The sequence below is a fragment of the Tabrizicola sp. T46 genome (assembly GCF_057219895.1).
Genome location: NZ_JBXVVV010000003.1, coordinates 478,662 through 502,760, shown reverse-complemented (window position 1 = coordinate 502,760; position 24,099 = coordinate 478,662). Strand labels below are relative to the sequence as shown.

The following is a 24,099-nucleotide window of genomic DNA, read 5'->3' as shown; positions in this document are numbered from 1 at the left end:
CCGTCAGGCGTTCGCTTCGCGGATCTTGTCGGCAGCGGCCTTGTCGAAGGCTACGCCCTTCGCCTCGAAAAGCTGGTCCAGCTCCCCCGACAGCGTCATCTCGGTCACGATATCGCAGCCGCCGATGAACTCACCTTTCACGTAAAGCTGTGGGATCGTCGGCCAGTCGGAAAAGTCCTTGATGCCCTGCCGCACCTCGGGGTCGGCCAGCACGTTCACATCCTGGAACTCCACGCCCATATAGTTCAGCACCCCCGCCACACGGGACGAGAACCCGCATTGCGGCATCATCTTCGTGCCCTTCATGAAAAGGACGACATCGTTCGTCTCGATCGTGGTCTTGATCATGTCATGGGCGCTCATCGCCGGATCTCCTGTTCGCTATCGTCATCTGCGGCGTAATGGCCCGCCGACCCGCGGGTGGCAAGATACGAGGCCATGCGCCGCTCCATCTCGGCCCGTTCGGCCTGCCGGCGCTCGAACTCCGCGTCGACCGGCGTCTCGATGCCCTTCCTGCGCTTGCGCCGGGCCGAAAGCACCGTCACCAGCCCAATCAGCGGCAGAAGTGCCGTCACGATCCCGTTCAGTCCCGCGCCCGTCGCCATCTCAGTCCGGAGCCTTCGTCGTCAGCGCCAAGGCATGGAGCGCCCCGTTCGGACCGTCCATCCGGCCTTTCAGCGCTGCATAGACCGCGCGCTGCTGCTGGACCCGGTTCATCCCGCGAAAGCTTTCGTCGATCACTTCGGCGGCGAAATGCTGGCCATCGTCGCCTTGCACGTTGATCCGGGCCTTCGGAAAGGCCTCGCGGATCAGGGCTTCGATGTCGCGGGCTTCGATGGGCATGGGCACTCTCCTTGCACGCTGAACCTAAGCCCGAGCCCGGGCCGGTTCAAGGCCTTCCCATTCCGCCCGCAGCATCCCCATCAGCACCAGGTCCACCGGTCGGTCCAATGCGGGGCGGAACCAATGCTGGCGAAGCCGCCCTTCCTCGCGAAAGCCCGCCGCGGTGTAAAGCCGGATCGCACGCGGGTTCTCGGCGCTCGCATCGAGCCAGACCCGCGCCGCACAAAGCTTCTGGAAGGCATGGTCCACCAGCGCGCGAAAGAAGACTGCGCCGTTGCCACCTCCCGCCCGGTCCAGCGCGATGCGGAACAGCTCGACGACGCCACCCGGCTTGCCGATCTGGCGAAAGACCGCAAAGCCCCGGGCCGAGCCGCCCTCCCAGATCAGCACCTCGGCATCCGCCGCGTCGATCCAGTGCATCAGTTCCGCCTCGTCACTGTCGCCGATGAAGGGCGCATAGTCCGACCGCGTGGTCAGGCTGCGGATGAACGCGATGTCCCCTCCCGTCGCCTGCCGCAGCATCAGACGCCAAGCGCCTTGGCAAAGGCGGTGCGATAGCGCTGCGAAAGCTCGGCCATCGGTGCCGTCTCATGGCCAAGGCCCAGGGTCGCGCCACCGAATCGGCCCGCTACTGTCACCGGAACCCCGGCTGTACTGGCTGCCGCCTGCAGCGCCGCAAGGTCCGCGGGGTGCAGGGCCAAAAGGTAACGCGCCTGATCCTCACCGAAGAGGGTCGGCAGATCGCCCGCCTCCAGCGTCACGCCAAGACCGGCACCTTCCGCCATCTCGAAGGCCGCAAGCGCAAGGCCCCCGTCGCTCAGGTCGGTGCAGGCGCGGATCAGCGCGCGGTTCGCCCGCACGAATTCGCCATGGGCAAGCTCGGCTTGCAGGCTGACGGGCGGGGCGTCGCCCGCCTCGATCCCGAAGGCCTCGGCCAGCAGCGCCGACTGGCCCAGATGGCCCTTCGTCGCGCCGATCACAACGGCAAGGTCGCCCTCCGCGGGCCGCCCGGCGATCAACTCGTCCAGGCTGGTCAGAATCCCCACCGCCCCGATGGTCGGGGTCGGCAGGATGCCCTTGCCGTCCGTCTCGTTGTAAAGGCTCACGTTCCCCGACACGATCGGCATGTCCAGGGCGGCACAGGCCGCCCCGATGCCTTTGATCGCGCCGACGAACTGGCCCATGATCTCGGGCTTTTCCGGGTTGCCGAAATTGAGGTTGTCGGTCGTGGCCAAGGGGCGCGCGCCGACGGCGCAGAGGTTCCGGTAGGCCTCGGCCACCGCCTGTTTGCCGCCCTCGAAGGGGTTCGCCTTCACATAGCGGGGGGTCACGTCGCTGGTGAAGGCCAGCGCCTTACCGGTGCCATGCACGCGCACCACGCCAGCACCCGCGCCCGGTGCCACCACCGTATCGGCCCCCACCTGACTGTCATACTGCTCCCAGACCCAGGACTTGTGGGCGTAAGAGGGGCTGCCGATCAGCGCCAGCAGCCCCGCCAGCGCCGAAAGCTCCGGCACCTCGCCCAGGGGCGCCGGGGCAGGGGTCTCGATCCACGGGCGGTCATACTCCGGCGCGGACGAGGCGAGCTTCGACAGCGGCAGGTCCGCCTTCACCTCGTTGCCGTGCAGGATCAGGAAGCGGTCCTCGGGGATCGTCTCGCCGACGATGGCAAAGTCGAGGTCCCATTTACGGAAGATCGCCCGCGCGGTTTCCTCAAGCTCCGGCTTCAGCACCATGAGCATCCGCTCCTGGCTTTCCGACAGCATCATCTCGTAAGCGGTCATGTTGGTTTCGCGCTGGGGCACGTCGTCAAGCTGCAACTTGATGCCAAGGCCGCCTTTGTCGCCCATTTCGACCGCCGAACAGGTCAGACCAGCCGCTCCCATGTCCTGAATGGAAATGACCGCGCCACTGGCCATCAGCTCCAGACACGCCTCCAGAAGCCGCTTTTCAGTGAAGGGGTCACCGACCTGCACCGTGGGGCGCTTTTCCTCGATCGTGTCGTCGAACTCGGCGGACGCCATTGTTGCCCCGCCCACACCGTCACGGCCCGTCTTGGCGCCAAGGTAGACCACCGGCATGCCCACGCCCGACGCCACCGAATAGAAGATCTTGTCCGCATCGGCGAGGCCTGCGGCAAAGGCATTGACCAAACAGTTGCCGTTGTAGCTGGCGTGGAACCGCACCTCACCGCCAACCGTCGGCACGCCGAAAGCATTGCCATAGCCGCCGACACCCTCGACCACGCCCTGCACCAGACGCCGGGTCTTGGGGTGATCCGGCAGACCAAAGCTCAGCGCGTTCATTGCCGCGATCGGCCGCGCGCCCATGGTGAATACGTCACGCAGGATGCCGCCCACGCCCGTCGCAGCGCCCTGATAAGGCTCGATATAGGACGGGTGGTTGTGGCTCTCCATCTTGAAGATGACCGCCTGCCCATCGCCGATATCAACGACCCCGGCATTCTCGCCCGGCCCGCAGATCACCTGCGGCCCGGTCGTCGGCAGGGTGCGAAGCCACTTCTTGGAGGATTTGTAGGAACAATGCTCGTTCCACATCGCCGAGAAGATGCCAAGTTCGGTGAACGAAGGCTCCCGCCCGATAATCCCCAGAAGCCGCTCGTATTCGTCCGGCTTCAGCCCATGGGCGGCAACCAACTCGGGCGTGATCGCGGGTTCGGACATGGGGCAGGCCTCCGTCAGGTTTGGCCAGCCTCATAGGCGATGCGGGCGGGCAGGGGAAGCACCTGCAACCGGGCCAAAAACTTTTCGATAAAAATTTTGAGGCGTCTGTCGAAAACGGCAAAGTGCCGACGTCCTTTGTGTATCGATGTGGTCATGACTGCCCTCAGGTCTGCAAACGCCAGGCACCAGCAGCCTTGAACGCATCGCCAGCGGCCTCTGCCGCGCCCACGCAACCAAGGAACGAACCGATGAAATACATGATCCTGATCTACGCCGATCCCGCGAACGAACCCGCCTGGGGCACCCCGGCCTTCGACGCCTGGGTTGCAGGCTATGGCAGCCTGAATGCCAAGCTCGCTGCAGACGGCATCCCGGCCTCCGGTTCTGGCCTGCAAGGGGTGGCCACGGCCACCTCGGTGCGTGTGCGGGGCGGCAAGGTGGAGACGATGGACGGCCCCTTCGCTGAAACCAAGGAGCATCTTGGCGGCTACTATGTGATCGACGTGCCCGACCTCGACGCCGCCCTGCGCTACGCGGCACTCGTGCCCTCGGCCCCTTTCGGCACGGTCGAGGTGCGCCCGGTCGTGGAAACCACGGTCATGGAAAACAGGGTCGCCTGACATGCCCGGTGCCGCCGGGGTCGACCCCGTCATCCAGGAAACCCTCGACCTGGTCATGCGCCAGGACCGGGGCCGGCTTCTGGCGGCACTGATCGCCCGTCTGCGCGACTTCCAGCTCGCCGAGGATGCGCTGCACGAGGCGCTGGAATCCGCGCTGGTTCACTGGGACCGGTCGGGGATTCCCGCCTCGCCGCAGGGCTGGCTCCTCAAGGTCGCGCTGCGCAAGGCCATCGACCGGATCCGCAGCACCGCGCGCGCCGCCCGCAAGACGGCCGATCTCGCCCTTCTTGCCAGGGACGAAGCCGATGACACTGAGCCCGAGATGATCCCCGACGACCGCCTCCGGCTGATCTTCACCTGCTGCCACCCGGCGCTTGACCCGAAGTCGCGCGTCGCCCTCACGCTCCGCACCCTCGGCGGCCTCACCACCGCCGAGATCGCCCGGGCCTTCCTCGATGCCGAGCCAACGATGGGCCAGCGCCTCTCCCGTGCCAAGGCCAAGATCGCCGCCGCCGGCATTCCCTTCCGCGTGCCCGGCCCCGAGGATTGGCCCGACCGGCTCAACTCCGTCCTGACCGTGATCTACCTGATCTTCAACGCCGGCTACACCGTCGGCCCCGGCGCCGGGCGTGATCTCTGCGACGAGGCGATCTTTCTTGCCCGCATGCTCAACGATCTTCGCCCCGCCGAACCCGAGGTCGAGGGCGCCCTTGCCCTCCTTCTCCTCACCCACGCCCGCCGCGCCGCGCGCATCGGTGCGGATGGCGAGACCATCGCCCTGACCGGCCAGAACCCAAGGCTCTGGGATCACGCCATGCAGGACGAAGGCCGCGCAATGCTTGATCTCGCCCTGACCCGCGCCGCACCCGGCCCCTTCCAGATCAAGGCCGCCATCGCCGCCTGCCAGTCGCAGGTCCCGCCCGACTGGCCGCAGATCGCCGCCCTATACGCAGCACTCCATCGCCACGAGCCGACGCCGGTGGTCCGGCTGAACCATGCCGTCGCCCTCGCGGAATCAGGCGATCCTGCTGCCGCCCTGCCGATATTGACCGCGCTTGCCCCCGACCTTGCCGACTACCAGCCCTACCACGCCGCCAGTGCCGATCTCCTCGCGCGCACCGGTCAGACCGCCGCCGCCCTCGAAGCCTATGCCCGCGCCATCGACCTCGCCGCCTCACGCGCCGACGCGGCCTTCCTGACCCGCCGACGCGACCGGCTGCTATCGTAAAAAAAAGGCCGAGCTTTCGCTCGGCCAAGTCCAACAGGGAGGTACGAAGAAACGAGAGCAGGCTCATCGTCGCTTCGAGCGCTCAGATAGTGCTCTGTGTTTACGCAAACAAGTATTGGCCGCCCGCAAATTCGGCAATCCTGATATGCAAATGCTGCATGGCAGCAATCCACAGCCGTCAGGCCGCCTCTTCCTGCTGCCGCCGGCGGTAGGTCATGATCTCGTCGGTCACGAAATCCCGGAAGGCCGCCACGCGCTTGGAATGCCGCAGTTCCTCAGGGTATGCCAGGAATACCGGCACTTCCGCGCTTTGCACATCCTCCAGCACCCGCACCAGGTTCGGGAAATCCTCGGTGATGTAGTCGGGCAGGACCCCGATGCCGAGGTGGTTCAGCACCGCCTGCAGCACCCCGAAATAGTTGTTCACCGTCAGGGTGGACGGGATGTCATGGCTCATCAGCTCCTGCACCAGAAGCGCGCCGGCCGCCACCTGCGGCGTGCCTGCATGCTGGCTGATCAGCCGGTGCTGGGAAAAATCATCCATGGTCAGGGGCGTGCCATTCGCCGCCAGATACTCCGGTGTCGCGTAAAGCCGCATCTTGATGTTCATCAGGCGCTTCCGGATCAGGTCGGCCTGGCTGGGCTCCTTCATCCGGATCGCCACATCCGCCTCGCGCATCGGCAGGTCAAGGACGCGCTCTTCCAGCATCAGGTCGATTTTCAGCGCGGGGTACTTCTCGTAAAGCCGGGCCAGCCGCGGGGCCAGCCACAGCGTGCCGAACCCCGTGGTCGTCGTCACCCGCAACTCGCCGAAAACCTCGTCCTCGCTGTCACGGATCCGCGCCGCCGTGGCATCCAGCCGTTTCACCATGGCTTGCGTCGCGTCGAACAGAAGCTCGCCCTGCTCGGTCAGGATCAGCCCCCGCGCATGGCGGTGGAACAGCGTGACCGACAGGCTTTCCTCCAGCGCCCGGATCTGCCGGCTGACGGCCGACTGGCTCAGGTGCAGGACATCCCCGGCATGGGTCAGACTGCCTTTCTCCGCCACTGCGTGAAAGATCCTCAGCTTGTCCCAATCCATGACCGTCCCCTCGAAATGCGCCGCCACACTAGCATGCCCTCGCGCAGATAAGGAAATCCGAACGCATTTAAAGACACGCCTCCGTCATTCCTTGGCCGCCATGGGCCTTTCGCGGCTCTCGCCTCCGTCCTATGATCCCGGTGATGCCTCATGCACGGGCATGGGCGCGGGGTCGGGGCACAAGGGGCAGGCATGGCGGTTGGCATCTTCGATTCGGGGCTCGGCGGCCTGACTGTTCTTGATGCGGTGACAAAGCGGCTTCCTGACGTGCCCTTTGTCTATTTCGGCGACAATGCCCATGCGCCCTACGGCGTCCGCACCGCCGACGACATCTTCAACCTCACCTGCGCCGCCACCGAACGCCTCTGGGCCGAAGGTTGCGACCTCGTGATCCTCGCCTGCAACACCGCCTCCGCCGCCGCGCTGAAGCGGATGCAGGAAACCTGGGTTCCGGCCGACAAGCGCGTCCTCGGCGTCTTCGTGCCCCTGATCGAGGCGCTGACCGAACGCCAGTGGGGCGACAACTCCCCCCCGCGCGAGGTCGCCGTGAAACACGTGGCCCTCTTCGCCACGCCCGCCACCGTCGCCTCCCGAGCCTTCCAGCGCGAGTTGGCCTTCCGCGCGATCGGCGTCGATGTCGAGGCGCAGCCATGCGGCGGTGTCGTCGATGCGATCGAGCAGGGCGACGAAATCCTTGCCGAAGCCCTCGTCCGCAGCCATGTCGAGGCGCTGAAGCGCCGGATGCCGATGCCCGAGGCGGCAATCCTCGGCTGCACGCATTATCCCTTGATGGAAAAGGTCTTCCAGGATGCGCTGGGGCAGGGAGTCAGGGTCTATTCCCAGGCCAACCTCGTGGCTGAATCGCTTGCCGACTACCTCGTCCGCCGGCCCCAGTTCGCCGGTACCGGGACGGAGTCGAAGTTCCTGACCACGGGCGATCCCGCCTCTGTCTCGAACAAGGCCACGCAGTTCCTTCGCCGCAGGATTACCTTCGAGGCCGCCTGATGCTCTCTCTCGCCGCCTGGCGTGCCGAGCGTATTGCCGATCTGACCGGCCCGGATGGCTGGCTGAACCTCGTCGCCCGGATCGACCTTGCCCCCGGCCGGTTTCAGGTTGGCAAGGGCCAAGAGGTGCAACTGCCCTCCGGCCCCGACCTTCTCGGGACGCTGGAGATAACCGCGACCGGCGCAACCTTCGCCCGCCCGGGTAAGGACGCGCAGCCCTTCCAACCCGTCCCCGATGCTTTCCCTCAGCTGCGCGTCGATCCGTTCATCCTGGAACTGCACACCGTAGATGGCATCCCGGCGTTGCGGGTCCGCGATCTGACCCTTGAACCGCAGGTCCAGCTTCGCACCTTTCCGGACAACCCGGACTGGATCATCCGCGCCAAGTGGGAAAGCTTTGCCCCGCAAACGACTGAAATCGCGATGAAAGGCGGCACGGTCGCCTCCGTCACCATCACCCACCGGGCCAGTTTCCAGCATCAGGGCGCATCCGTCCATCTGACGCCGACGCATGTGAAATCCGGAAAGCCGATGTTCGTCTTCCGCGACGCTACGGCTGGTGAGACCTACCCAGCCTGCCGCTTCCTTTATGGTGAGGATCCGTCGGAAACCGAGATCACGCTCGACTTCAACCGCGCCATCTCGCCCCCTTGCGCCTTCACCGATTTCGCCGTCTGCCCCCTGCCGCCGCCCGGCAACATCCTGCCGTTCCGCATCGAAGCTGGCGAGTTGGCCCCGTAGGTCGGGCTTCAGATCGACTCGCTTCTCCACCGGGACGCGGCGCGAGCGACCCAAGACCGGGTGCGCTACAGCGCACCACCCTCACCCCCGCATCGCCCCATACGCAAAGCGATAGGCCAGCGCCACGCCGCCCGCACCGCCGACGATGTTGCCCAGTGTCACCCAAAAGAGGTTCCCGACAACCCCGGCCATCGTTGCCTCCGACCCGGCCCAAAGCCCCGCCGGAAACAGGAACATGTTCGCCACCGAATGCTCCAGTCCCAGGGCGACAAAGGCCGTCACCGGCCAGAGGACCCCAAGGATCTTGTCCGTTGCCGTCCGCGCCGCAAAGCTCAGCCAGACCGCAAGACAGACGAGCGCATTGCACAAGGCCCCGCGCACAAATGCCTCCAGCGGCGTCAGCCCCGCCTTGGCGGTCGCGGCCCGGGCCGCGCTTTCGCCCATCGGACCATCCAAGAGGCCCGAGAGGCCGAAGGCCAACGCGAGTCCCACCGCCCCGGCAAGGTTGCCAAGGTAGACCACCGCCCAGTTGTGGATCAGGGCACCTGGCGTGATCCGCCGGTCCACCGCCGCCATCACCATCAGCGCATTCCCGGTGAAAAGCTCGGCACCGCCCACGACGACAAGGATCAGCCCCAGCGAAAAGACTACGCCTCCCAACACCCGTTGCGGGCCGAAGGCGGGGTCGGCGCCCGCCATCGCGACGCACCAGAATGCCGACCCGAACCCGATGAAGGCCCCCGCCAGCATCGCCAGCGTCGCCATCCGGTGCAGGGGCAGGGCGGCCTTGGCAACCCCCGCCGTCTCGATCAGCGCGGCTATCTCGGCGGGTTTGTAGGCGTCATTGCTCTCTGTTGGCATCACGGATCCCCCCGGGGCCAGCATAGGCCTTTGCTCCCGCCAACAAAGCGAAAAGGCACGCCCTGCGGCGTGCCTTTCCAAACCTTTCCAAGTCCTAAATGTCCACGCTCAAGTTTCTGTAATCATTCGACTTTCAGAAACTGACCACTGTGGTCACCTCAGTCCTTGGCGCGTTCAACGTAAGAGTCGTCGTCCGTGTTGATGACGATCCGCGTGCCCGGCCCGATATGGGGCGGCACCATGACCCGCAGGCCGTTGTCGGTGATCGCCGGCTTGTAGGAGGACGATGCCGTCTGCCCCTTGGTGACCGGCTCGGTCTCGACGATCTCGACGGTGATCTTCTGCGGGACTTCCAGCGCGATCGGCACCCCCTCGAAGGTCTTCACGTAGCAGCGCATCCCTTCCTGAAGGTAGGGCTTGTTCGCCCCCATCACGTCCTCGGTGACGACGACCTGCTCGTAGGTGGTTGGTTCCATGAAGTGGAACCCCTCGCCGTCCTCGTAAAGGTAGTCATATTCCCGCTCGTCCACGGTGGCCTTCTCGACCATCTCGGTCGTCCGCCAGCGTTCCGAGACCTTCACCCCGTCCGAAATCCGGCGCATGTCGACCGAGGTGGTCGGGGTGCCCTTTCCGGGGTGGAAGTTCGAGGCGGTCAGCACGACGTAGAGCTTGCCGTCCATCTCGACGACGTTGCCCTTGCGGAGCGAGGAGGCGATGACTTTCAAAGGTCGGGTCCTTGTTATATCGGGGACCGGTCCCGGGGACCGGCATCTGCCCGCGCCCGTAACCCATCCCGACCGGAATTTCCAGATGAATCCCTCTTCTTCCTGGTGGAACCCCTCCCGCCACGCCGACCGCCGCCCAGTCCTGATGGCCCGCAACCGCATCCAGGCGGCGATCCGGGGGTGGCTGGCAGGGGAGGGGTTCACCGAAGTCGACCCCGCCGCCCTTGCGATCAGCCCGGGGAACGAGGCCCACCTGCACGGCTTCCGGACCGAGGCGATCGGGAACGACGGGCTGCCCCGGACCCTTTACCTCCATACCTCGCCCGAGTTTGCGATGAAGAAGCTGCTCACTGCGGGGGAGACCCGGATCCATGCCTTCTCCCACGTCTGGCGGAACCGGGAGCGGGGGGCGCTGCATTCCCCCGAGTTCACGATGCTTGAGTGGTACCGGGCGGGCGAGGGGTATGAGACCCTGATGGCCGACACGATGACCTTCCTTCGCCTGGCGGCGCGGGAGGCTGGGGCGGAGGTCCTGCGGTTCCGCGACCGGACCTGCGACCCCTTTCAGGAGCCCGAACGGCTGTCGGTGGCCGAGGCTTTCGCGAGGCATGCGGGGGTGAACCTTCTGGCCTCAATCCGGGGGGATGGGTCGACGGATGCGGGCATCCTCGGGGCCGCGCTGGACCGGGCGGGCGTCCGGCGGGCCGAGGATGACACCTGGTCGGACATGCTGAGCCGGGTCTTGTCGGAGAAGGTGGAGCCGCACCTTGGGCAGGGCAAAGTGACGATCCTGGATCACTACCCCGCCGCCGAGGCGGCGCTGGCCCGGAAGGTGCCGGGGGACGCCCGGGTGGCGGAGCGGTTCGAGGTCTATGCCTGCGGGGTGGAGCTTGCGAACGGGTTCGGGGAGCTGACCGACCCGAGGGAGCAGCGGCGGCGGTTCGAGGCGGAGATGGCCGAAAAGGCGCGGGTCTATGGGGAGACCTATCCTCTGGACGAGGATTTCCTGGCGGCGCTGGAAGGAATGCCCCCGGCCTCGGGGATCGCGCTCGGGTTCGACCGGCTGGTGATGCTCGCTACGGGGGCGCCGCGGATCGACGACGTGATGTGGACCCCGGTGCCGTGAGCTGACCACAGTGGTCATTTTCGGATAACTGTGCAATATCAGATATTTGTAGGTTTCCTTTAGGGTTTCCTTAACGTTTGACCGCGTGATCCGGAAGCAGGATGAGCGCTGACGCGCGAGCCTTTTGTCTCGTCGTCGGCCTTCGCCTCCTCCTCGGCAGTTGGGGGCGCTTCGCCCCCCCATGCCATTGGTTTCTCGAACCAGTGGCGAACCCAATGGCATACCCCGAGGATACTTGTACAGAAAGGAAGGACGGGCCGGTCCGGTCTTGCACTTGGTCCGGCATGGGCGCAAAGAGGGCGCGTTTCTTTCTGGGGAGCTTTCGCCATGACCCACCGTATCGCAATCCTTGGGGCCTCGGGCTATACGGGCGCGGAACTGGTGCGCCTGATCGCCACCCATCCCGACATGCGCATCGTGGCCCTGTCAGCGGACCGGAAGGCGGGCATGGCGATGGCGGAGGTCTTTCCGTTCCTGCGGCACCTCGATTTGCCGAGGCTCGTGAAGATCGACGAGATCGACTTTTCGGGCGTCGACCTCTGCTTCTGCGCCCTGCCGCATGCGACGACGCAGGAAGTCGTCGCGAAACTGCCGCGCGACCTGAGAATCGTCGACCTTTCCGCCGATTTCCGGCTGCGCGACCCGGCGGAATACGCGAAATGGTACGGCCAGCCCCATGCGGCGGTCGATCTGCAGAAAGAGGCGGTCTACGGGCTGACTGAGTTCTACCGCGACGAGATCAGGAGCGCGCGGCTGGTGGCCGGCACCGGCTGCAATGCGGCCACCGGGCAGTTTGCCCTGCGGCCCTTGATCGCAGCGGGCGTCATCGACCTTGATGACATCCTGATCGACCTGAAGGCGGGCGTCTCTGGCGCGGGGCGGAGCCTGAAAGAGAACCTGCTGCACGCGGAACTCTCCGGCGGCACGCATGCCTATTCGGCGGGTGGCAAGCATCGGCATCTGGGCGAGTTCGACCAGGAATTCTCGAAGGTCGCGGGGCGGCCGGTGCAGGTGCAGTTTACGCCGCATCTTCTGCCGATGAACCGGGGGATCCTTGCCACGGTCTATGTCAAGGGTGATGCGAAGATCGTCCATCAGACGCTTGAAAAGGCTTATGAAAACGAGCCGTTCCTTGAGGTGTTGCCGTTCGGCGCGTTGCCGTCGACCCGCGACATCGCCGGATCGAACTTCTGCCATCTGGGCGTGATCGGGGACCGGCTTCCGGGGCGCGCCGTGGTGGTGGCGGTGCTGGACAACCTGACCAAGGGAAGCTCGGGGCAGGCGATCCAGAACGCGAACCTGATGCTGGGACTGCCGGAGACCGCCGGACTGATGCTGGCGCCGGTCTTTCCGTGAGAGATGGGGAGCCGGGCTAAAGCCCGGCCTACGGGTCGCGCGGGGCTTGACCGGGATCAAGGCATGCCCACTTAAGGGGCGAGATAGAGAGGCCCGGACGCAGAGGGACGACAGACATGGCAGGCAAGCAGGAATTCCGGGGGATGAAGGGGCTGAAGAAACAGCGCCGCATCCAGATCATCGCGCTTGCGACCGTGGCGCTGCTGTCCGCCTTTACGGTGATCTGGCTTTTCGTGCCGGCGTCGGCGATCAACTTCTTCCGCAGTCCGACCGAAGTGGTGACCGCGCCGCCGCCCCCTGAAGAGGTCTTCCGCATCGGTGGGCTGGTTCTTGAAGGGTCGATCGTGCGGGGCGAAGGTGCCACCGTGCGGTTCGAGGTGACCGACCGCAACGAAAGCGTGCCGGTGACCTATACGGGCGTGCTGCCTGACCTTTTCAACGAAGGCGAGGGAATGGTGGCGCTTGGCCGCATGGAAGGCGACACCTTCGTTGCCTCCGAGGTCCTGGCACGGCATGACGAGACCTACATGCCGAAGGAGGTTGTTGACGCGCTGAAGGAACAGGGCGTCTACAAGGACCCGAACGCCCAGCCGGAAAGCTGATCGCGCTAGGGCACGATTTTTCTCCGAAAAATCGGGGTCTTGCCCGGCGCGCGCCCGGGCAGGGTAGCGTTAATCGCGTTCCGGCAGGCTTTTCCCGCCAGAGGGGAGAGGCCGCATGCCGGACGTTCGTCAGATTGCCGAAGAGATCGTCGCCCGCGAGGGCGGTTTCGTGAACGACCCCGACGATCCCGGCGGGGCCACCAACCACGGGGTCACGATCCACACGCTGCGACGTCTTGGGATCGACGTGAACCGCGATACGCGGATCGACGTGGCCGATGTGCGGGCGCTCAGCCGGACGCAGGCGGTGGAAATCTACCTCGAGCATTACTTCAGGCGCCCTGGGATCGCGGCCCTGCCCGAGGTGCTGCAGGCATCGGTCTTCGACATGCATGTCAACGCGGGCGCCAATGCGGTGAAGATCCTGCAGCGGCTTCTGACCGACATGGGCTTTCCTTGCGACCCGGACGGCCAGATCGGGCCGCAGACGATCCGCGCCGCGGCACTGGCCTTCGACGCAGCGCCGTCGCATCTTGCCGATGCCTACGGGATCGCGCGACGGAATTACTACTACGCGCTTGGCGACCAGCGTCCGGCCAGCCGGAAGTTCGCCCGGCGCAGGGATGGCGGCAAGGGCGGCTGGATCACGCGGGCGGAAGAGTTCATCTCGCCCCGCTATCACCTGACCGAGGCCCAGCATCGCGCGCGGGTGGCCGCATGGGCGTGATCGGCAAGTTGGTGGGCGCACCCGGGGCGGTGACGGCCCTTGGCGAGGCGGCGGAAGGGCTGGCCGAGGTCTTCGTGCCCTCGGCCACCCGGCGGATGGAGCTGTCGGCCGAGGCGCAGATGGCGGCCTTGCGCCAGCTGGGTGAGGAGTACCAGCACCCGGCACTCAGCTGGTTCGACCGGATGGTGAACGGCCTCAACCGGTTGCCGCGGCCCTTGCTGGCCTTCGGGACGCTGGGGCTTTTCGTCTATGCGATGGTCGACCCGCGGGCCTTTGCGGAGCGGATGGTGGGCCTGAATGCGGTGCCTGAGCCGCTCTGGTGGCTTCTGGGCGCGATCGTCGCCTTCTACTTCGGCGCGCGCGAGACGCATTACTTCCGCAGCCGGGCGGTCGTGTCGCCCTTTGCCGGGGCGGCGGGGCCGCCGGAAGGCAATGCGGCGTTGGAGGATTGGCGGCGCGCGTGACGCATCCTTGACCGGGACCAAGGGCTCTGGCATGGCCTTCCGGGTGAAAGGATGTGATCAAATGAACCTCTTCGCCGATATCCGTGAGCTTGTGGTGGCCGAAGTCGAGGCGCTGATGGCCGATGGCGTGCTGCCTGCGGGGCTGGACCTTGCGCAGGTGGCGGTCGAGCCGCCGCGCGATGCGGGCCATGGCGAGATGGCGACGAATGCCGCGATGGTGCTGGCGAAGCCGGCGGGCATGGCCCCCCGAGCGATCGCCGATGCACTGGCGGCGCGGCTGATGGAGGATCCGCGCGTGGCGGGGGCCGATGTGGCGGGGCCGGGGTTCCTGAACCTACGGCTGGAGCCTGCGGCCTGGCAGGGCCTCGTGCGCGAGGTGCTGGAGCAGGGGACCGGGTATGGCCGGTCCTCATTGGGTGCGGGGCGCAAGGTGAACGTGGAGTTCGTCAGCGCCAACCCGACGGGGCCGATGCATGTGGCGCATGCGCGTGGCGCGGTCGTGGGCGATGCGCTGGCGGCACTCCTGGACTTCGCGGGCTATGCGGTCACGCGGGAGTATTACATCAATGATGGCGGCGGGCAGGTCGATGTGCTGGCACGGTCGGCCTATGAGCGTTACCGCGAGGCGCATGGCCTTTCGCCCGAGATCGCCGAGGGGCTTTACCCGGGCGACTACCTGATCCCGGTCGGCGAGGCGCTGAAGGAAAAGTACGGAGACAGCCTGCTCGACAAGGGCGAGCAGCACTGGCTGGCCGATGTGCGGACCTTTGCCACCGACATGATGATGCAGGTGATCCGCGAGGATCTGGCGGCGCTCGGGGTGACGATGGACGTCTACTCCAGCGAGAAGGCGCTTTACGGCACGGGGCAGATCGAGGCGGCGATCGACCGGCTGCGCGCGGCGGGGCTGATCTACGAGGGCGTGCTCGAGCCGCCGAAGGGCAAGGCGCCCGAGGATTGGGAGCCGCGCGAGCAGACGCTGTTCCGCTCGACCGACTTCGGCGATGACGTGGACCGGCCGGTGAAGAAGTCGGACGGGTCCTGGACCTATTTCGCGCCCGACATTGCCTATCACTACAACAAGGTGCAGCGCGGGTTCGACGAGCTGATCAACATCTTCGGCGCGGACCATTCTGGCTATGTGAAGCGGCTGAAGGCCGTGGTCGGCGCGCTGTCGGACAACAGGGTGAGCCTCGATATCAAGCTGATCCAGCTGGTGAAGCTTCTGAAGGGCGGCCAGATCGTCAAGATGTCGAAGCGGGCGGGTACGTTCGTCACGCTGCGCGACCTGATCGACGAGGTGGGGCCGGATGTCGTGCGTTTCGTGATGCTGACGCGGAAGAATGACGTCGCGCTCGACTTCGACTTCGACAAGGTGACCGAGCAGTCGAAGGACAACCCGGTCTTCTACGTCCAGTATGCCAATGCCCGCGTGAACTCGATCCTGCGGAAGGCGCGCGAGGCGGGGCTGGACGTGTCGGATGCGGCACTGGCGCAGGCACATCTTGGCCATCTGGGCCACGCGGCCGAGCTTGAGGTCATCCGCAAGCTGGGTGAATGGCCGCGGCTGGTGGAAATCGCCGCCAAGGGGCATGAGCCGCACCGGGTGGCCTTCTACCTTTACGAGCTCGCCTCGGACTTCCACGGCCTGTGGAACAAGGGCAACGATGACGACAGCTTGCGGTTCCTGCAGGGCGATACTGCAATCTCTGCGGCAAAAATCGCGCTTGCCCGGGCCGTGGGCGTTGTCATTTGCGCAGGTCTTGGTATCCTTGGCGTCACCCCGGTCGAGGAAATGCGCTGACGCAAGGCGCCCCGCCCGAGGTGAGGCGCGAATGCAGGGGCGGACGAACCGCCTCGCAGGCAGGGGCAGCGACAATGGCGGATGCAGACTATGACGGTCTTCGGGGTGGTGTCTCGCACGACGGGCGCGAGCCTTTCCTGACAGCGGAAAAGACAGAGCGATACCTGCGTCTTGCTGGGGGTGTCTGCTCGCTCGCGCTGGTTGCGGGCTTTGCCGTCTGGGGCTACCGCCTTGCCGTGCGCGACGTGATGGGCGTGCCGGTGATCCAGGCGCTGGATGGGCCGATGCGGATCGCGCCGGAGGACCCCGGCGGAGAGATTGCCGATCACCAGGGACTTGCGGTCAACGACGTGGCGGCCGTTGGCATCGCAGCCCCGCTGCCCGAGCGCCTTACGCTGGCCCCCCGCCCGCAGGACCTGACCGAAGAAGACGTTCCCGGTCTTGCCGGGATGGCCCAGCCCGCCTTGCCCGTCTCGGCCCCCGGACAGGTGGAGCCGGGCGGGGCGGACCTTGCCTTGGCGGCGGCACCGCAGACCGAAAGCGCCAGTCCGACCGAACTTGCCGTCGATGCGGCGATTGCAGAGGCGCTGGGGCTGACACCCGAGGATGTGGGCGTTGCCGACGATCTGGCCGTGGCCGGAGAGATGGCCGCCGCCGATGCCATTGAAGGTCCGGTGCTGGAAGACCTTGCCGCCGAACCGGCGCCCGAGGGGGCGATCGTTGTCTCACCTCGCCCGCGGTCACGTCCTTCGGTCACCGCAGCCACTGCTTCGGCCCCGGCGGAAACCGTCGCTCCCGAGGCGCTTGCCGGACTTGCCGAGATCGATCCGGCCACGATCCCGGTCGGCACCCGGCTGGTCCAGTTCGGGACCTTCAACACGGCTGACGAGGCACGGGCGGAATGGGTCCGGCTGCAGGGCAGCTTTGGCGAACTGATGACCGACAAGGGCCTTGTCCTGCAACCGGCGACAAGTGGCGGGCGCACCTTCTTTCGCCTGCGTGCCACCGGCTTTGAGGGCGAGGATGACGCGCGCCGCTTCTGCGCGGCCTTCGTCGCTCAGGACATGACCTGCATTCCGGTCCCGCAGAGATGAGCGGTATCGGCCGCGGGGCGGTGATCTTCGGCTGCGCTGGTCCCGTGCTTCTGCCCGAAGAAGCAGCTTTCTTCCGCGACGTCGACCCTTTCGGCTTCATCCTTTTTGCCCGCAATGTCGAGACGCCGGACCAGCTGCGCCGCCTGACGGGCGACCTTCGCGCGGCTGTCGGGCGTGATGCGCCGATCCTTGTCGATCAGGAGGGTGGTCGCGTCCAGCGCCTGCGGGCGCCGCACTGGCGTGAATGGGAGCCGCCCTTTGACACCGTCGCCTCCGCCCGATCGGTCGAGGCTGCCGAGGCGTCGATGCGCGCCCGCGCCACGGTGATTGCTGCGGAACTCCGGGCCGTGGGAATCGACGCGGATTGCGCCCCCCTGGGCGATGTCGCCCGGCCCGCGACCCATCCGTTCCTTCGGAACCGCTGTTATGGCAGCGACCCCGAGACGGTGACCCGGATCGCCCGGGCCGTGGCCGAAGGGCTGATGGCGGGCGGTGTCCTGCCGGTCATGAAGCACCTGCCGGGGCATGGGCTGAGCCATGTCGACACCCACCACGATCTGCCGACGGTTTATCAGCCGCTGGAAGAGCTTGACCGCATCGACTTTGCCCCGTTCCGGGCACTGGCCGATCTGCCGATGGCGATGACCGCGCATCTGGTCTTTTCCGGGATCGATCCGGACTTGCCCGCGACGCAAAGCCCGAAGATGATCGGGCTGATACGCGACCGGATCGGCTTCCGGGGCCTGTTGATGAGCGACGATCTGAACATGCAGGCCCTGAAGGGCAGCCTCGGGGACCGGACGCGGGCCACGATTGCGGCCGGCGTCGATATCGCGCTGCATTGCAAGGGCGATATGGCCGAGATGGTCGAAGTCGCTGCGGCGGCAGGCGAGATGACCCCGGCGGCAGAGGCCCGGGCGCGGGCGGCGGTCGCTGCGCGTCCGAAGGCGGGTGTCGCGCTGGACGACGCCCTTGCGGGCCTTGCGCATGGCTGAGGACGACTGGGACCGTCCCGAGCGGCTGACGACCGAGGACCGGCTTGCCTCGGAGGCGCTGATCGTGGACGTGGCCGGGTTCGAGGGTCCGCTGGACCTTCTTCTGACCCTCAGCCGGACCCAGAAGGTGGACCTGCGGAAGATCTCGGTCCTGAAACTGGCCGAGCAATATCTGGGCTTTGTCGAACAGGCGCGCAGCCTGCGTATCGAACTGGCGGCGGATTACCTGGTGATGGCGGCCTGGCTTGCCTTCCTGAAGTCACGGCTTCTTCTGCCGCCCGAGCCGGGCGAAGAGGGGCCAAGTGCCGAAGACCTTGCCGCGCATCTTGCCTTCCAGCTGGAACGGCTGGCCGCGATGCGCGAGGCTGCGGCCCGGCTGATGGCGCGCGACCAGCTTGGCCGCGATTTCTTTGCCCGCGGGCTGCCCGAGACCATCACCCATCACCGCAATGTGCGCTATACTGCGACGCTGCTTGACCTGATGCGCGCCTATGCGCGGATCAGGACACGCGACGAATTCCGCCCCTTCGTGCTGGACCGCGACCATGTCTACACGATGGAACAGGCGCTGGACCGGATGCGGGGGCTGATCGGCTATGCCGGTGACTGGGCGACGCTGACAAGCTTCCTGCCAGAAGGCTGGACCGGAACCCCGATGGCGCGCCGGTCGGCGCTGGCCGCGCATTTCGCCGCTGTCCTGGAACTGGCCAAGCGCGGGCAGGTCGCGTTGCGCCAGGGTGAAACCTTTGCACCGATCGAGCTGCGGCGGAGGGATGCCTGATGGCGGTCGAGGCCGACACCGGGGACAGCCTCTTCGACGCCCCCCCGATGGGCGAGCAGGAGCGGATGGTCGAAGCGATCCTTTTTGCTGTCGCCGAACCCGTGACCGTAGCCGAGCTTGCCGCGCGGCTGCCGCATGGGTCGGACCCCGCCGAGGCGCTGGTCCATCTGCGCAAGCGCTATGAGGGGCGGGGGGTGAACCTGGTGAAGGTCGGCGACGCCTGGGCGATGCGCACCGCACCGGATCTGGGGCATCTCATGCGGCGCGAGACGATGGAGACGCGGAAGCTTTCCCGGGCCGCGATCGAGACGCTGGCGATCGTCGCCTACCACCAGCCGGTCACGCGGGCCGAGATCGAGGAGATCAGGGGGGTTGCGGTCAGCCGGGGCACGATCGATCAGCTGCTGGAGCTGGACTGGATCCGGCTCGGCCGCCGCCGGATGACGCCGGGACGGCCGGTGACCTTCGTGGTGACGGAGGCTTTCCTTGATCACTTCGGGCTGGAATCGGCGCGTGACCTTCCGGGGTTGAAGGAGTTGCGCGCGGCCGGGCTTCTGGACAACCGCCCCCCGCCGGGACAGGCCCCTTCGGGCGACGAGGAAGACGAGGCCGCGAGCGGACAAAGCGAGCTCTTCGAGGACTGAAGGCGCGGCGCGCGGCTGCTGACCTGTGCGGGCCCTTCCTAGTCCGCGTCGAAATGCACCAGGCGAAGGTGACCTTTGCGAGGTTCCGGCACCGGCTGGGCCGCGCCTCTTTTTGCCGCGACGGGCTGCAACTCCGGGACGGTCAGCCGTTCGCTGCGCCGCCCGAGGACTTGCAGCTTTCCCGCCTTTGAGCCGTCCGCAAGGCCGAACACCCCCAGAAGCTGGCGGCAATCCCCTTCATCCTGCAGCGGCAGCAGGACCAGCCGGGCAATGGCAAGGCCGGTTCTGCCCCGGTCCGATCCCAGGTCAAGCTCGACCACGGCGGGGGCCGAGAAGACCTCTTCCACTGCCTGGCCAAGAAGCGGCCGGGACTCGGGCGTGAAAAGGCAGGAGAGCGGCAGGCCCTTCAATTCGGTCCCGGCAAGGTCGGCCAGCGCCGATCCCGCGACCCTGACCTGCACCAACCCGGTGCCGATCCGTTCGGCCAGGAAGACCCGGTCAAGCACGCCGGCCAGACCTCGGGGATCAAGCGCGGACCGTAACGGCAGCGCTTGCCCGGCCCTCACGCTTTCCCAGTAGGCCCGCACCTGCGACGGGCCTGCTAGCTCCACCGGCAGGACGGTGGCCCCGTGCGGGCGAAGCCGGTCAAGAAACCCATGCATCAGCCTTGCCCCCCTTCATGCGCCCCTTGCGGGCCAAGCGCCCGTCGCGCCATGTAGGACGGTAGCGCCGATGCACGGGATTCGGACGAAAATCTATTCAAATGGTAAACGTCGCTCGCGCAGAGCGAGGGAAGGGTGCGCATGATCTCGATGACCGGCTTTGCCGCACGGCGCGGCGGGGGCCTTGGCTATGGCTGGACCTGGGACCTGCGTTCGGTGAATGGCAAGGGCCTCGACCTGCGCCTCAGGCTGCCGGACTGGATCGAAGGGCTGGAGCTTGCGGTCCGCGCGGAACTGCAGAAGGCGCTGACGCGCGGCAATGTCAGCCTGACGCTGAAGGTGACGCAGGGCGGCGGCGATGATGCGGCGGCCTTCCGGCTGAACCCGCACCAGCTGTCGGCAGCGCTGGCGGCCCTGGCCGAGGTCGAAGAGGCCGCGATGTCCGCCGGCCTGACGCTGCGCCAGCCGACCGCTGCCGATGTGCTGACGCTGCGCGGCGTGTTGGACCAGACCCAGCAGGATCAGGACACAGGTCCCTTGCGGGCCGCGATCATGGCCGACCTTCCCGCGCTGCTTGCCGATTTCGCCGCAATGCGCGAACGCGAAGGTGCCGCCCTTGCCGCCGTCCTGACCACGCAGCTTGACCGGATCGCAGCCCTGACGCTTGAGGCACAGCGCGAGGCTGCCGCCCGTTCAGCAAGCCAGGCCGACACTCTGCGCGATGCGATGACCCGGGTTCTGGCCGCGACCAACGCGGTGGACGAAGGACGGCTGGCGCAGGAACTTGCGCTTCTTGCGGTCAAGACCGACGTGACCGAAGAGCTTGACCGCCTTTCCGCCCATGTAGACGCCGCGCGCGCCCATGTGGCGGACCCCGGTCCTTCGGGCCGCAAGCTTGATTTCCTGATGCAGGAATTCATGCGCGAGGCGAATACCCTCTGCTCCAAGGCGCAATCGCTGGCCCTGACCCGCATCGGCCTTGACCTGAAAACCGTGATCGATCAGATGCGCGAGCAGGTCCAGAATGTGGAATGAAGCATGACCCGGCGCGGACTTCTTCTGATCCTGTCCTCGCCATCGGGGGCGGGGAAATCCACCCTCAGCCGCATGCTGATGGACTGGGACCGCGACATGCGGTTTTCCGTATCGGCCACCACGCGCGCCCCGCGGCCGGGCGAGGTGGACGGGCGCGAATACTACTTCCGCAGCCGCGAAGAGTTTGAAAGCATGGTGAAATCCGGCGAGATGCTGGAACATGCCGAGGTCTTCGGGAACCTTTATGGCAGCCCGCGGGGCCCGGTCCTTGCCGCGATGGAGGCCGGGCGGGACACCGTCTTTGACATCGATTGGCAGGGTGGCCAGCAGATCAAGCAGGCGATGCGCGACGACGTGGTGTCGATCTTCATTCTGCCGCCTTCGATCGCCGAGCTGGACCGCCGTCTCCGCAGCCGCGGGCAGGACAGTGACGAGGTGATCGCCGGCCGGATGGCGAAAAGCCGCGACGAGATCAGCCACTGGGCCGAATACGACTATGTCCTGGTGAATGAAGACCTTGGCCATACCTTCGACCGGTTGAAGGTGATCCTGACCGCCGAGCGTCTGCGCCGTGACCGCCAGCCGCAGCTCTCCGCCTTCGTCCGCGCCCTGAACGAGGAGTTTGACGCCAGATGATCTACGCGCTCGATGGCATTCGTCCGCAGATCGACCCGTCGGCCTGGGTCGCCGATGAAGCGACACTGATTGGCAAGGTGGTCGTCGAGGCCGAGGCGAACATCTGGTTCGGCGTGGTGATCCGGGGCGACAACGAGGATATCCGGGTCGGCGCAGGGTCGAACGTGCAGGAAAACTGCGTCCTTCACACCGACATGGGGTTCCCGCTGGTGATCGGGGCGAACTGCACCATCGGTCACAAGGCGATGCTGCATGGCTGCACGATCGGCGAGGGCTCGTTGATCGGGATGGGGGCGACGATCCTGAACGGTGCGAAGATCGGAAAGGGCTGTCTGATCGGGGCCTCGGCCCTGGTGACCGAGGGCAAGGAGATCCCGGACGGCAGCCTTGTCATGGGCGCGCCGGGCAAAGTGGTGCGGACCCTCGACGACGCGGCGCGGGCACGGCTCCTGCTTTCGGCCGCCGGCTACCGCGCCAACGCGCGCCGTTTTGCTGCGGGCCTGCGCCCGGCATGAAGGTCAGCCTTTATCGTTCAGCTCCAGGGTGATCCCTTGACGGACCGCATAGGACCTCAGTTCGCGAAGCACGATCTGGCGGTTGGGCAGCTTGGGCGACACCACCCGAAGCTGTCCGCGGTACCCGGCCGCCCCCAGGGTCTCGATGATCTCCAGCGCGTCGAAGTCCCCGCAGAACAGCGGGACGACGATCAGTTCGAGCGAGGCAGGCAGAGGAAGGAGATCGGAAAGTTCGGCCAGAGCGATGTTCCTTGCCTGGCCGGTACCGGTCAGTCGATCCGGGAAGGATGCATCGGGGATCCCGATGACAAGGCATCGCAACATGTCGGACACGGGCTTGACCGCACCTTCTATTCCGAAGAAAGCCGCACCTATGGTTGCCGGATGATCCGGCACCCCGAAGCGGCCGATCGACCTTCCATCCAACGGTCGGATGCAAACCACTTTACGGACGCACAAATGTTAACGCGCTTTCTGCCAGTTGCAAGGTGTGCCCCTCACGCTTTTGTGACGGAACCTGTGAATGACTGAGAATACATGGCCAGCCGTCCTCTCCGGCCTGCCGATGCCTGCCCTGCTGGTTTCGGGAGAGGACCGCGTGGAAGCCTGCAATGACCCTGCACAGGCGCTTTTCGGCCCCGCGATCCTCGGCCGCAACCCGGCGATGGCGGTGCGGACGCCGGGGGTCCTGCAGGCGATCGGGGCGGTCGGGCGCGAGGGCGGGGTCCGCGAGGCGCGCATGACCCTGCGCCGCGAGGGGCAGGAGCAGCTCTTTCAGGTCACCGTCTCCTCGCAGGGGGAGGGGATGGTCCTCCTCGTCTTCCGCGACGTGACCGAGGAGGAGAAGGCCGGGGCGATGCGGCGGGATTTCGTGGCGAACGTCTCCCATGAACTCCGCACCCCACTCACCGCGCTGATGGGCTTCATCGAGACGCTGAAACACGCCGCGAAAGACGACCCCAAGGCGCGGGACATGTTCCTCGGGATCATGGAACACGAGGCGGGGCGGATGAACCGGCTCGTGCGCGACCTTCTCCAGCTTTCCCGGGTGGAGGCGGAGGAGAGGGTGCGGCCGAAGGGCGAGGTGGAGCTGGTGCCGCTTCTGGAAGGGGTGATCTCGTCCCTGCAGGGGGTGGCGGAAAAGACCGGGGACCGGGTGGAGCTGACGGGCGACCCCGTGACCGTGCCGGGGGATGCCGACCAGCTGGTCCAGGTCTTCACCAACCTGATCGAGAACGCGCTGAAATATGGGGCAGCGGGGCAGGTGGTGCGGGTCACCCTCTCGCCGGAGGAGACGGTGCGGGGGCCGGCGGTGCGGGTGGAAGTCGCGGACGAGGGGGAGGGGATCGATCCCGTCCACCTTCCCCGGCTGACGGAGCGGTTCTACCGGGTCGACAGCCACCGGTCCCGCGAGATGGGGGGGACGGGCCTCGGCCTCGCCATCGTGAAGCACATCGTGAGCCGCCACCGGGGCTGGCTGCGGATCGAGAGCGAGAAGGGCGAGGGGAGCCGGTTCTCGGTCGTCCTGCCCCTGGGATGAGGCTCAGGGCCGCAAAGGACTCCGGGTGACCACAGTGGTCAATTTCGGATTATGCTTTGGAAGCAATGGGTTGCGTGCGGGCGTTAGGGGTTTGTTAAGGGGGTGGGTAACGACCCGTAGGGTGCGCATTCATGGCGCACGATGACGCGCGGAGGCCGATCAGGCAAGACCGGATGCCGCCGCGCGCGGTGGCTGGCGGTGGTGGTGCGCCATGAATGCGCACCCTACGGGCCGAAGCGCATCGGCATCGCGGCGGTGCTGGTTGCCAGGCGAAGGACGAGGGGGCGAGGGCCTGGTATCCGGGGCAGGCGGAGTGGCTGGAGTTCCCGGC

Annotated in this window: 28 protein-coding genes; 18 read left to right on the top strand and 10 right to left on the bottom strand. The window is 66.5% G+C overall.

Features of this window, described 5'->3' with window-relative positions; all coding sequences use genetic code 11:
- Window positions 1-3: 3 nt before the first annotated feature.
- From grxD to purL, 5 genes are read right to left on the bottom strand one after another with little or no spacing between them, the layout of a single operon-like run.
- Window positions 4-363 carry a Grx4 family monothiol glutaredoxin gene (gene grxD, locus AC2D9V_RS15300; RefSeq protein WP_484714950.1) on the bottom strand — a complete coding sequence of 120 codons (360 nt, stop codon included), beginning with the start codon at window positions 361-363 and terminating at the stop codon, window positions 4-6.
- Window positions 360-605, bottom strand: a complete 246-nt coding sequence (locus tag AC2D9V_RS15295; protein ID WP_484714949.1) for a hypothetical protein — start codon at window positions 603-605, stop codon at window positions 360-362. Before AC2D9V_RS15295 ends, grxD begins: the two co-directional genes overlap by 4 nt.
- Window position 606: 1 nt before the next feature.
- Complete coding sequence (locus tag AC2D9V_RS15290) at window positions 607-843, bottom strand: BolA/IbaG family iron-sulfur metabolism protein (protein WP_484714948.1); 237 nt, start codon at window positions 841-843, stop codon at window positions 607-609.
- A gap of 24 nt (window positions 844-867) precedes the next feature.
- The gene (locus AC2D9V_RS15285) at window positions 868-1,365 is read right to left on the bottom strand and encodes a GNAT family N-acetyltransferase (RefSeq protein WP_484714947.1); all 498 of its coding nucleotides are present in this window, start codon (window positions 1,363-1,365) and stop codon (window positions 868-870) included.
- A complete protein-coding gene (purL, locus tag AC2D9V_RS15280; protein ID WP_484714946.1) occupies window positions 1,365-3,527 on the bottom strand; it encodes a phosphoribosylformylglycinamidine synthase subunit PurL in 2,163 nt (720 codons plus the stop codon). The genes AC2D9V_RS15285 and purL overlap by 1 nt, the downstream gene beginning before the upstream one ends.
- A 248-nt stretch (window positions 3,528-3,775) precedes the next feature.
- On the opposite strand from purL, the gene AC2D9V_RS15275 reads away from it, so the two are divergent.
- A complete protein-coding gene (locus AC2D9V_RS15275; RefSeq protein ID WP_484714945.1) occupies window positions 3,776-4,147 on the top strand; it encodes a YciI family protein in 372 nt (123 codons plus the stop codon).
- Between the two features lies 1 nt (window position 4,148).
- Complete coding sequence (locus AC2D9V_RS15270; RefSeq protein ID WP_484714944.1) at window positions 4,149-5,375, top strand: RNA polymerase sigma factor; 1,227 nt, start codon at window positions 4,149-4,151, stop codon at window positions 5,373-5,375.
- A gap of 178 nt (window positions 5,376-5,553) precedes the next feature.
- On the opposite strand, the gene AC2D9V_RS15265 is transcribed toward AC2D9V_RS15270, so the two are convergent.
- On the bottom strand, window positions 5,554-6,456 hold the full coding sequence (locus AC2D9V_RS15265; RefSeq protein ID WP_484714943.1) for a LysR family transcriptional regulator: 903 nt from the start codon (window positions 6,454-6,456) through the stop codon (window positions 5,554-5,556).
- Window positions 6,457-6,648: 192 nt separating this feature from the next.
- On the opposite strand from AC2D9V_RS15265, the gene murI reads away from it, so the two are divergent.
- Together murI and AC2D9V_RS15255 are read left to right on the top strand one after the other, a co-directional pair.
- Complete coding sequence (gene murI, locus AC2D9V_RS15260) at window positions 6,649-7,461, top strand: glutamate racemase (RefSeq protein WP_484714942.1); 813 nt, start codon at window positions 6,649-6,651, stop codon at window positions 7,459-7,461.
- A complete protein-coding gene (locus AC2D9V_RS15255; protein ID WP_484714941.1) occupies window positions 7,461-8,201 on the top strand; it encodes a DUF1684 domain-containing protein in 741 nt (246 codons plus the stop codon). The genes murI and AC2D9V_RS15255 overlap by 1 nt, the downstream gene beginning before the upstream one ends.
- Before the next feature lie 81 nt (window positions 8,202-8,282).
- Here AC2D9V_RS15255 and AC2D9V_RS15250 read toward each other — a convergent pair whose 3' ends face one another.
- A complete protein-coding gene (locus tag AC2D9V_RS15250) occupies window positions 8,283-9,062 on the bottom strand; it encodes a formate/nitrite transporter family protein (RefSeq protein WP_484714940.1) in 780 nt (259 codons plus the stop codon).
- A gap of 158 nt (window positions 9,063-9,220) precedes the next feature.
- A complete protein-coding gene (efp, locus tag AC2D9V_RS15245) occupies window positions 9,221-9,787 on the bottom strand; it encodes an elongation factor P (RefSeq protein WP_484714939.1) in 567 nt (188 codons plus the stop codon).
- 85 nt (window positions 9,788-9,872) lie between these two features.
- Here efp and epmA point away from each other — a divergent pair, with 85 nt between their 5' ends.
- The 10 genes from epmA (at window position 9,873) to scpB (ending at window position 19,380) form a co-directional block, all read left to right on the top strand.
- The gene (epmA, locus tag AC2D9V_RS15240) at window positions 9,873-10,913 is read left to right on the top strand and encodes an EF-P lysine aminoacylase EpmA (protein ID WP_484714938.1); all 1,041 of its coding nucleotides are present in this window, start codon (window positions 9,873-9,875) and stop codon (window positions 10,911-10,913) included.
- Between the two features lie 327 nt (window positions 10,914-11,240).
- A complete protein-coding gene (gene argC, locus AC2D9V_RS15235) occupies window positions 11,241-12,269 on the top strand; it encodes an N-acetyl-gamma-glutamyl-phosphate reductase (protein WP_484714937.1) in 1,029 nt (342 codons plus the stop codon).
- 143 nt (window positions 12,270-12,412) lie between these two features.
- A complete protein-coding gene (gene ccmE / locus AC2D9V_RS15230) occupies window positions 12,413-12,871 on the top strand; it encodes a cytochrome c maturation protein CcmE (RefSeq protein ID WP_484715021.1) in 459 nt (152 codons plus the stop codon).
- A 115-nt stretch (window positions 12,872-12,986) separates the two neighbouring features.
- Window positions 12,987-13,598, top strand: coding sequence for a holin-associated N-acetylmuramidase (locus AC2D9V_RS15225; protein WP_484714936.1), 612 nt, complete (start codon window positions 12,987-12,989; stop codon window positions 13,596-13,598).
- Window positions 13,589-14,062, top strand: coding sequence for a holin family protein (locus tag AC2D9V_RS15220; RefSeq protein WP_484714935.1), 474 nt, complete (start codon window positions 13,589-13,591; stop codon window positions 14,060-14,062). The genes AC2D9V_RS15225 and AC2D9V_RS15220 overlap by 10 nt, the downstream gene beginning before the upstream one ends.
- A 61-nt stretch (window positions 14,063-14,123) precedes the next feature.
- Window positions 14,124-15,866 (top strand): arginine--tRNA ligase, encoded by a 1,743-nt coding sequence (gene argS / locus AC2D9V_RS15215; RefSeq protein WP_484714934.1) that lies wholly within the window; start codon window positions 14,124-14,126, stop codon window positions 15,864-15,866.
- Between the two features lie 74 nt (window positions 15,867-15,940).
- On the top strand, window positions 15,941-16,960 hold the full coding sequence (locus AC2D9V_RS15210; RefSeq protein WP_484714933.1) for an SPOR domain-containing protein: 1,020 nt from the start codon (window positions 15,941-15,943) through the stop codon (window positions 16,958-16,960).
- Window positions 16,957-17,955 carry a glycoside hydrolase family 3 N-terminal domain-containing protein gene (locus tag AC2D9V_RS15205; protein ID WP_484714932.1) on the top strand — a complete coding sequence of 333 codons (999 nt, stop codon included), beginning with the start codon at window positions 16,957-16,959 and terminating at the stop codon, window positions 17,953-17,955. Before AC2D9V_RS15210 ends, AC2D9V_RS15205 begins: the two co-directional genes overlap by 4 nt.
- Window positions 17,948-18,736, top strand: a complete 789-nt coding sequence (locus AC2D9V_RS15200) for a segregation and condensation protein A (protein WP_484714931.1) — start codon at window positions 17,948-17,950, stop codon at window positions 18,734-18,736. The genes AC2D9V_RS15205 and AC2D9V_RS15200 overlap by 8 nt, the downstream gene beginning before the upstream one ends.
- Window positions 18,736-19,380 (top strand): SMC-Scp complex subunit ScpB, encoded by a 645-nt coding sequence (gene scpB, locus AC2D9V_RS15195; protein WP_484714930.1) that lies wholly within the window; start codon window positions 18,736-18,738, stop codon window positions 19,378-19,380. The genes AC2D9V_RS15200 and scpB overlap by 1 nt, the downstream gene beginning before the upstream one ends.
- Before the next feature lie 38 nt (window positions 19,381-19,418).
- Here the strand turns inward: scpB and AC2D9V_RS15190 are convergent, their stop codons facing one another.
- The gene (locus tag AC2D9V_RS15190) at window positions 19,419-20,042 is read right to left on the bottom strand and encodes a PAS domain-containing protein (protein ID WP_484714929.1); all 624 of its coding nucleotides are present in this window, start codon (window positions 20,040-20,042) and stop codon (window positions 19,419-19,421) included.
- A 141-nt stretch (window positions 20,043-20,183) separates the two neighbouring features.
- Here AC2D9V_RS15190 and AC2D9V_RS15185 point away from each other — a divergent pair, with 141 nt between their 5' ends.
- Genes AC2D9V_RS15185 through AC2D9V_RS15175 form a run of 3 tightly spaced genes read left to right on the top strand, consistent with a single transcriptional unit; the run spans window position 20,184 to window position 22,228 of the window.
- On the top strand, window positions 20,184-21,077 hold the full coding sequence (locus AC2D9V_RS15185) for a YicC/YloC family endoribonuclease (RefSeq protein ID WP_484714928.1): 894 nt from the start codon (window positions 20,184-20,186) through the stop codon (window positions 21,075-21,077).
- Window positions 21,078-21,080: 3 nt separating this feature from the next.
- Window positions 21,081-21,713, top strand: a complete 633-nt coding sequence (gene gmk / locus AC2D9V_RS15180) for a guanylate kinase (RefSeq protein WP_484714927.1) — start codon at window positions 21,081-21,083, stop codon at window positions 21,711-21,713.
- Window positions 21,710-22,228: a gamma carbonic anhydrase family protein gene (locus AC2D9V_RS15175; protein ID WP_484714926.1), complete on the top strand. Its 519-nt coding sequence runs from the start codon at window positions 21,710-21,712 to the stop codon at window positions 22,226-22,228. The genes gmk and AC2D9V_RS15175 overlap by 4 nt, the downstream gene beginning before the upstream one ends.
- Before the next feature lie 3 nt (window positions 22,229-22,231).
- Here AC2D9V_RS15175 and AC2D9V_RS15170 read toward each other — a convergent pair whose 3' ends face one another.
- Window positions 22,232-22,624 (bottom strand): hypothetical protein, encoded by a 393-nt coding sequence (locus tag AC2D9V_RS15170; RefSeq protein ID WP_484714925.1) that lies wholly within the window; start codon window positions 22,622-22,624, stop codon window positions 22,232-22,234.
- A 127-nt stretch (window positions 22,625-22,751) separates the two neighbouring features.
- Here AC2D9V_RS15170 and AC2D9V_RS15165 point away from each other — a divergent pair, with 127 nt between their 5' ends.
- Complete coding sequence (locus tag AC2D9V_RS15165; protein ID WP_484714924.1) at window positions 22,752-23,768, top strand: sensor histidine kinase; 1,017 nt, start codon at window positions 22,752-22,754, stop codon at window positions 23,766-23,768.
- The last annotated feature ends 331 nt before the right edge of the window (window positions 23,769-24,099 follow it).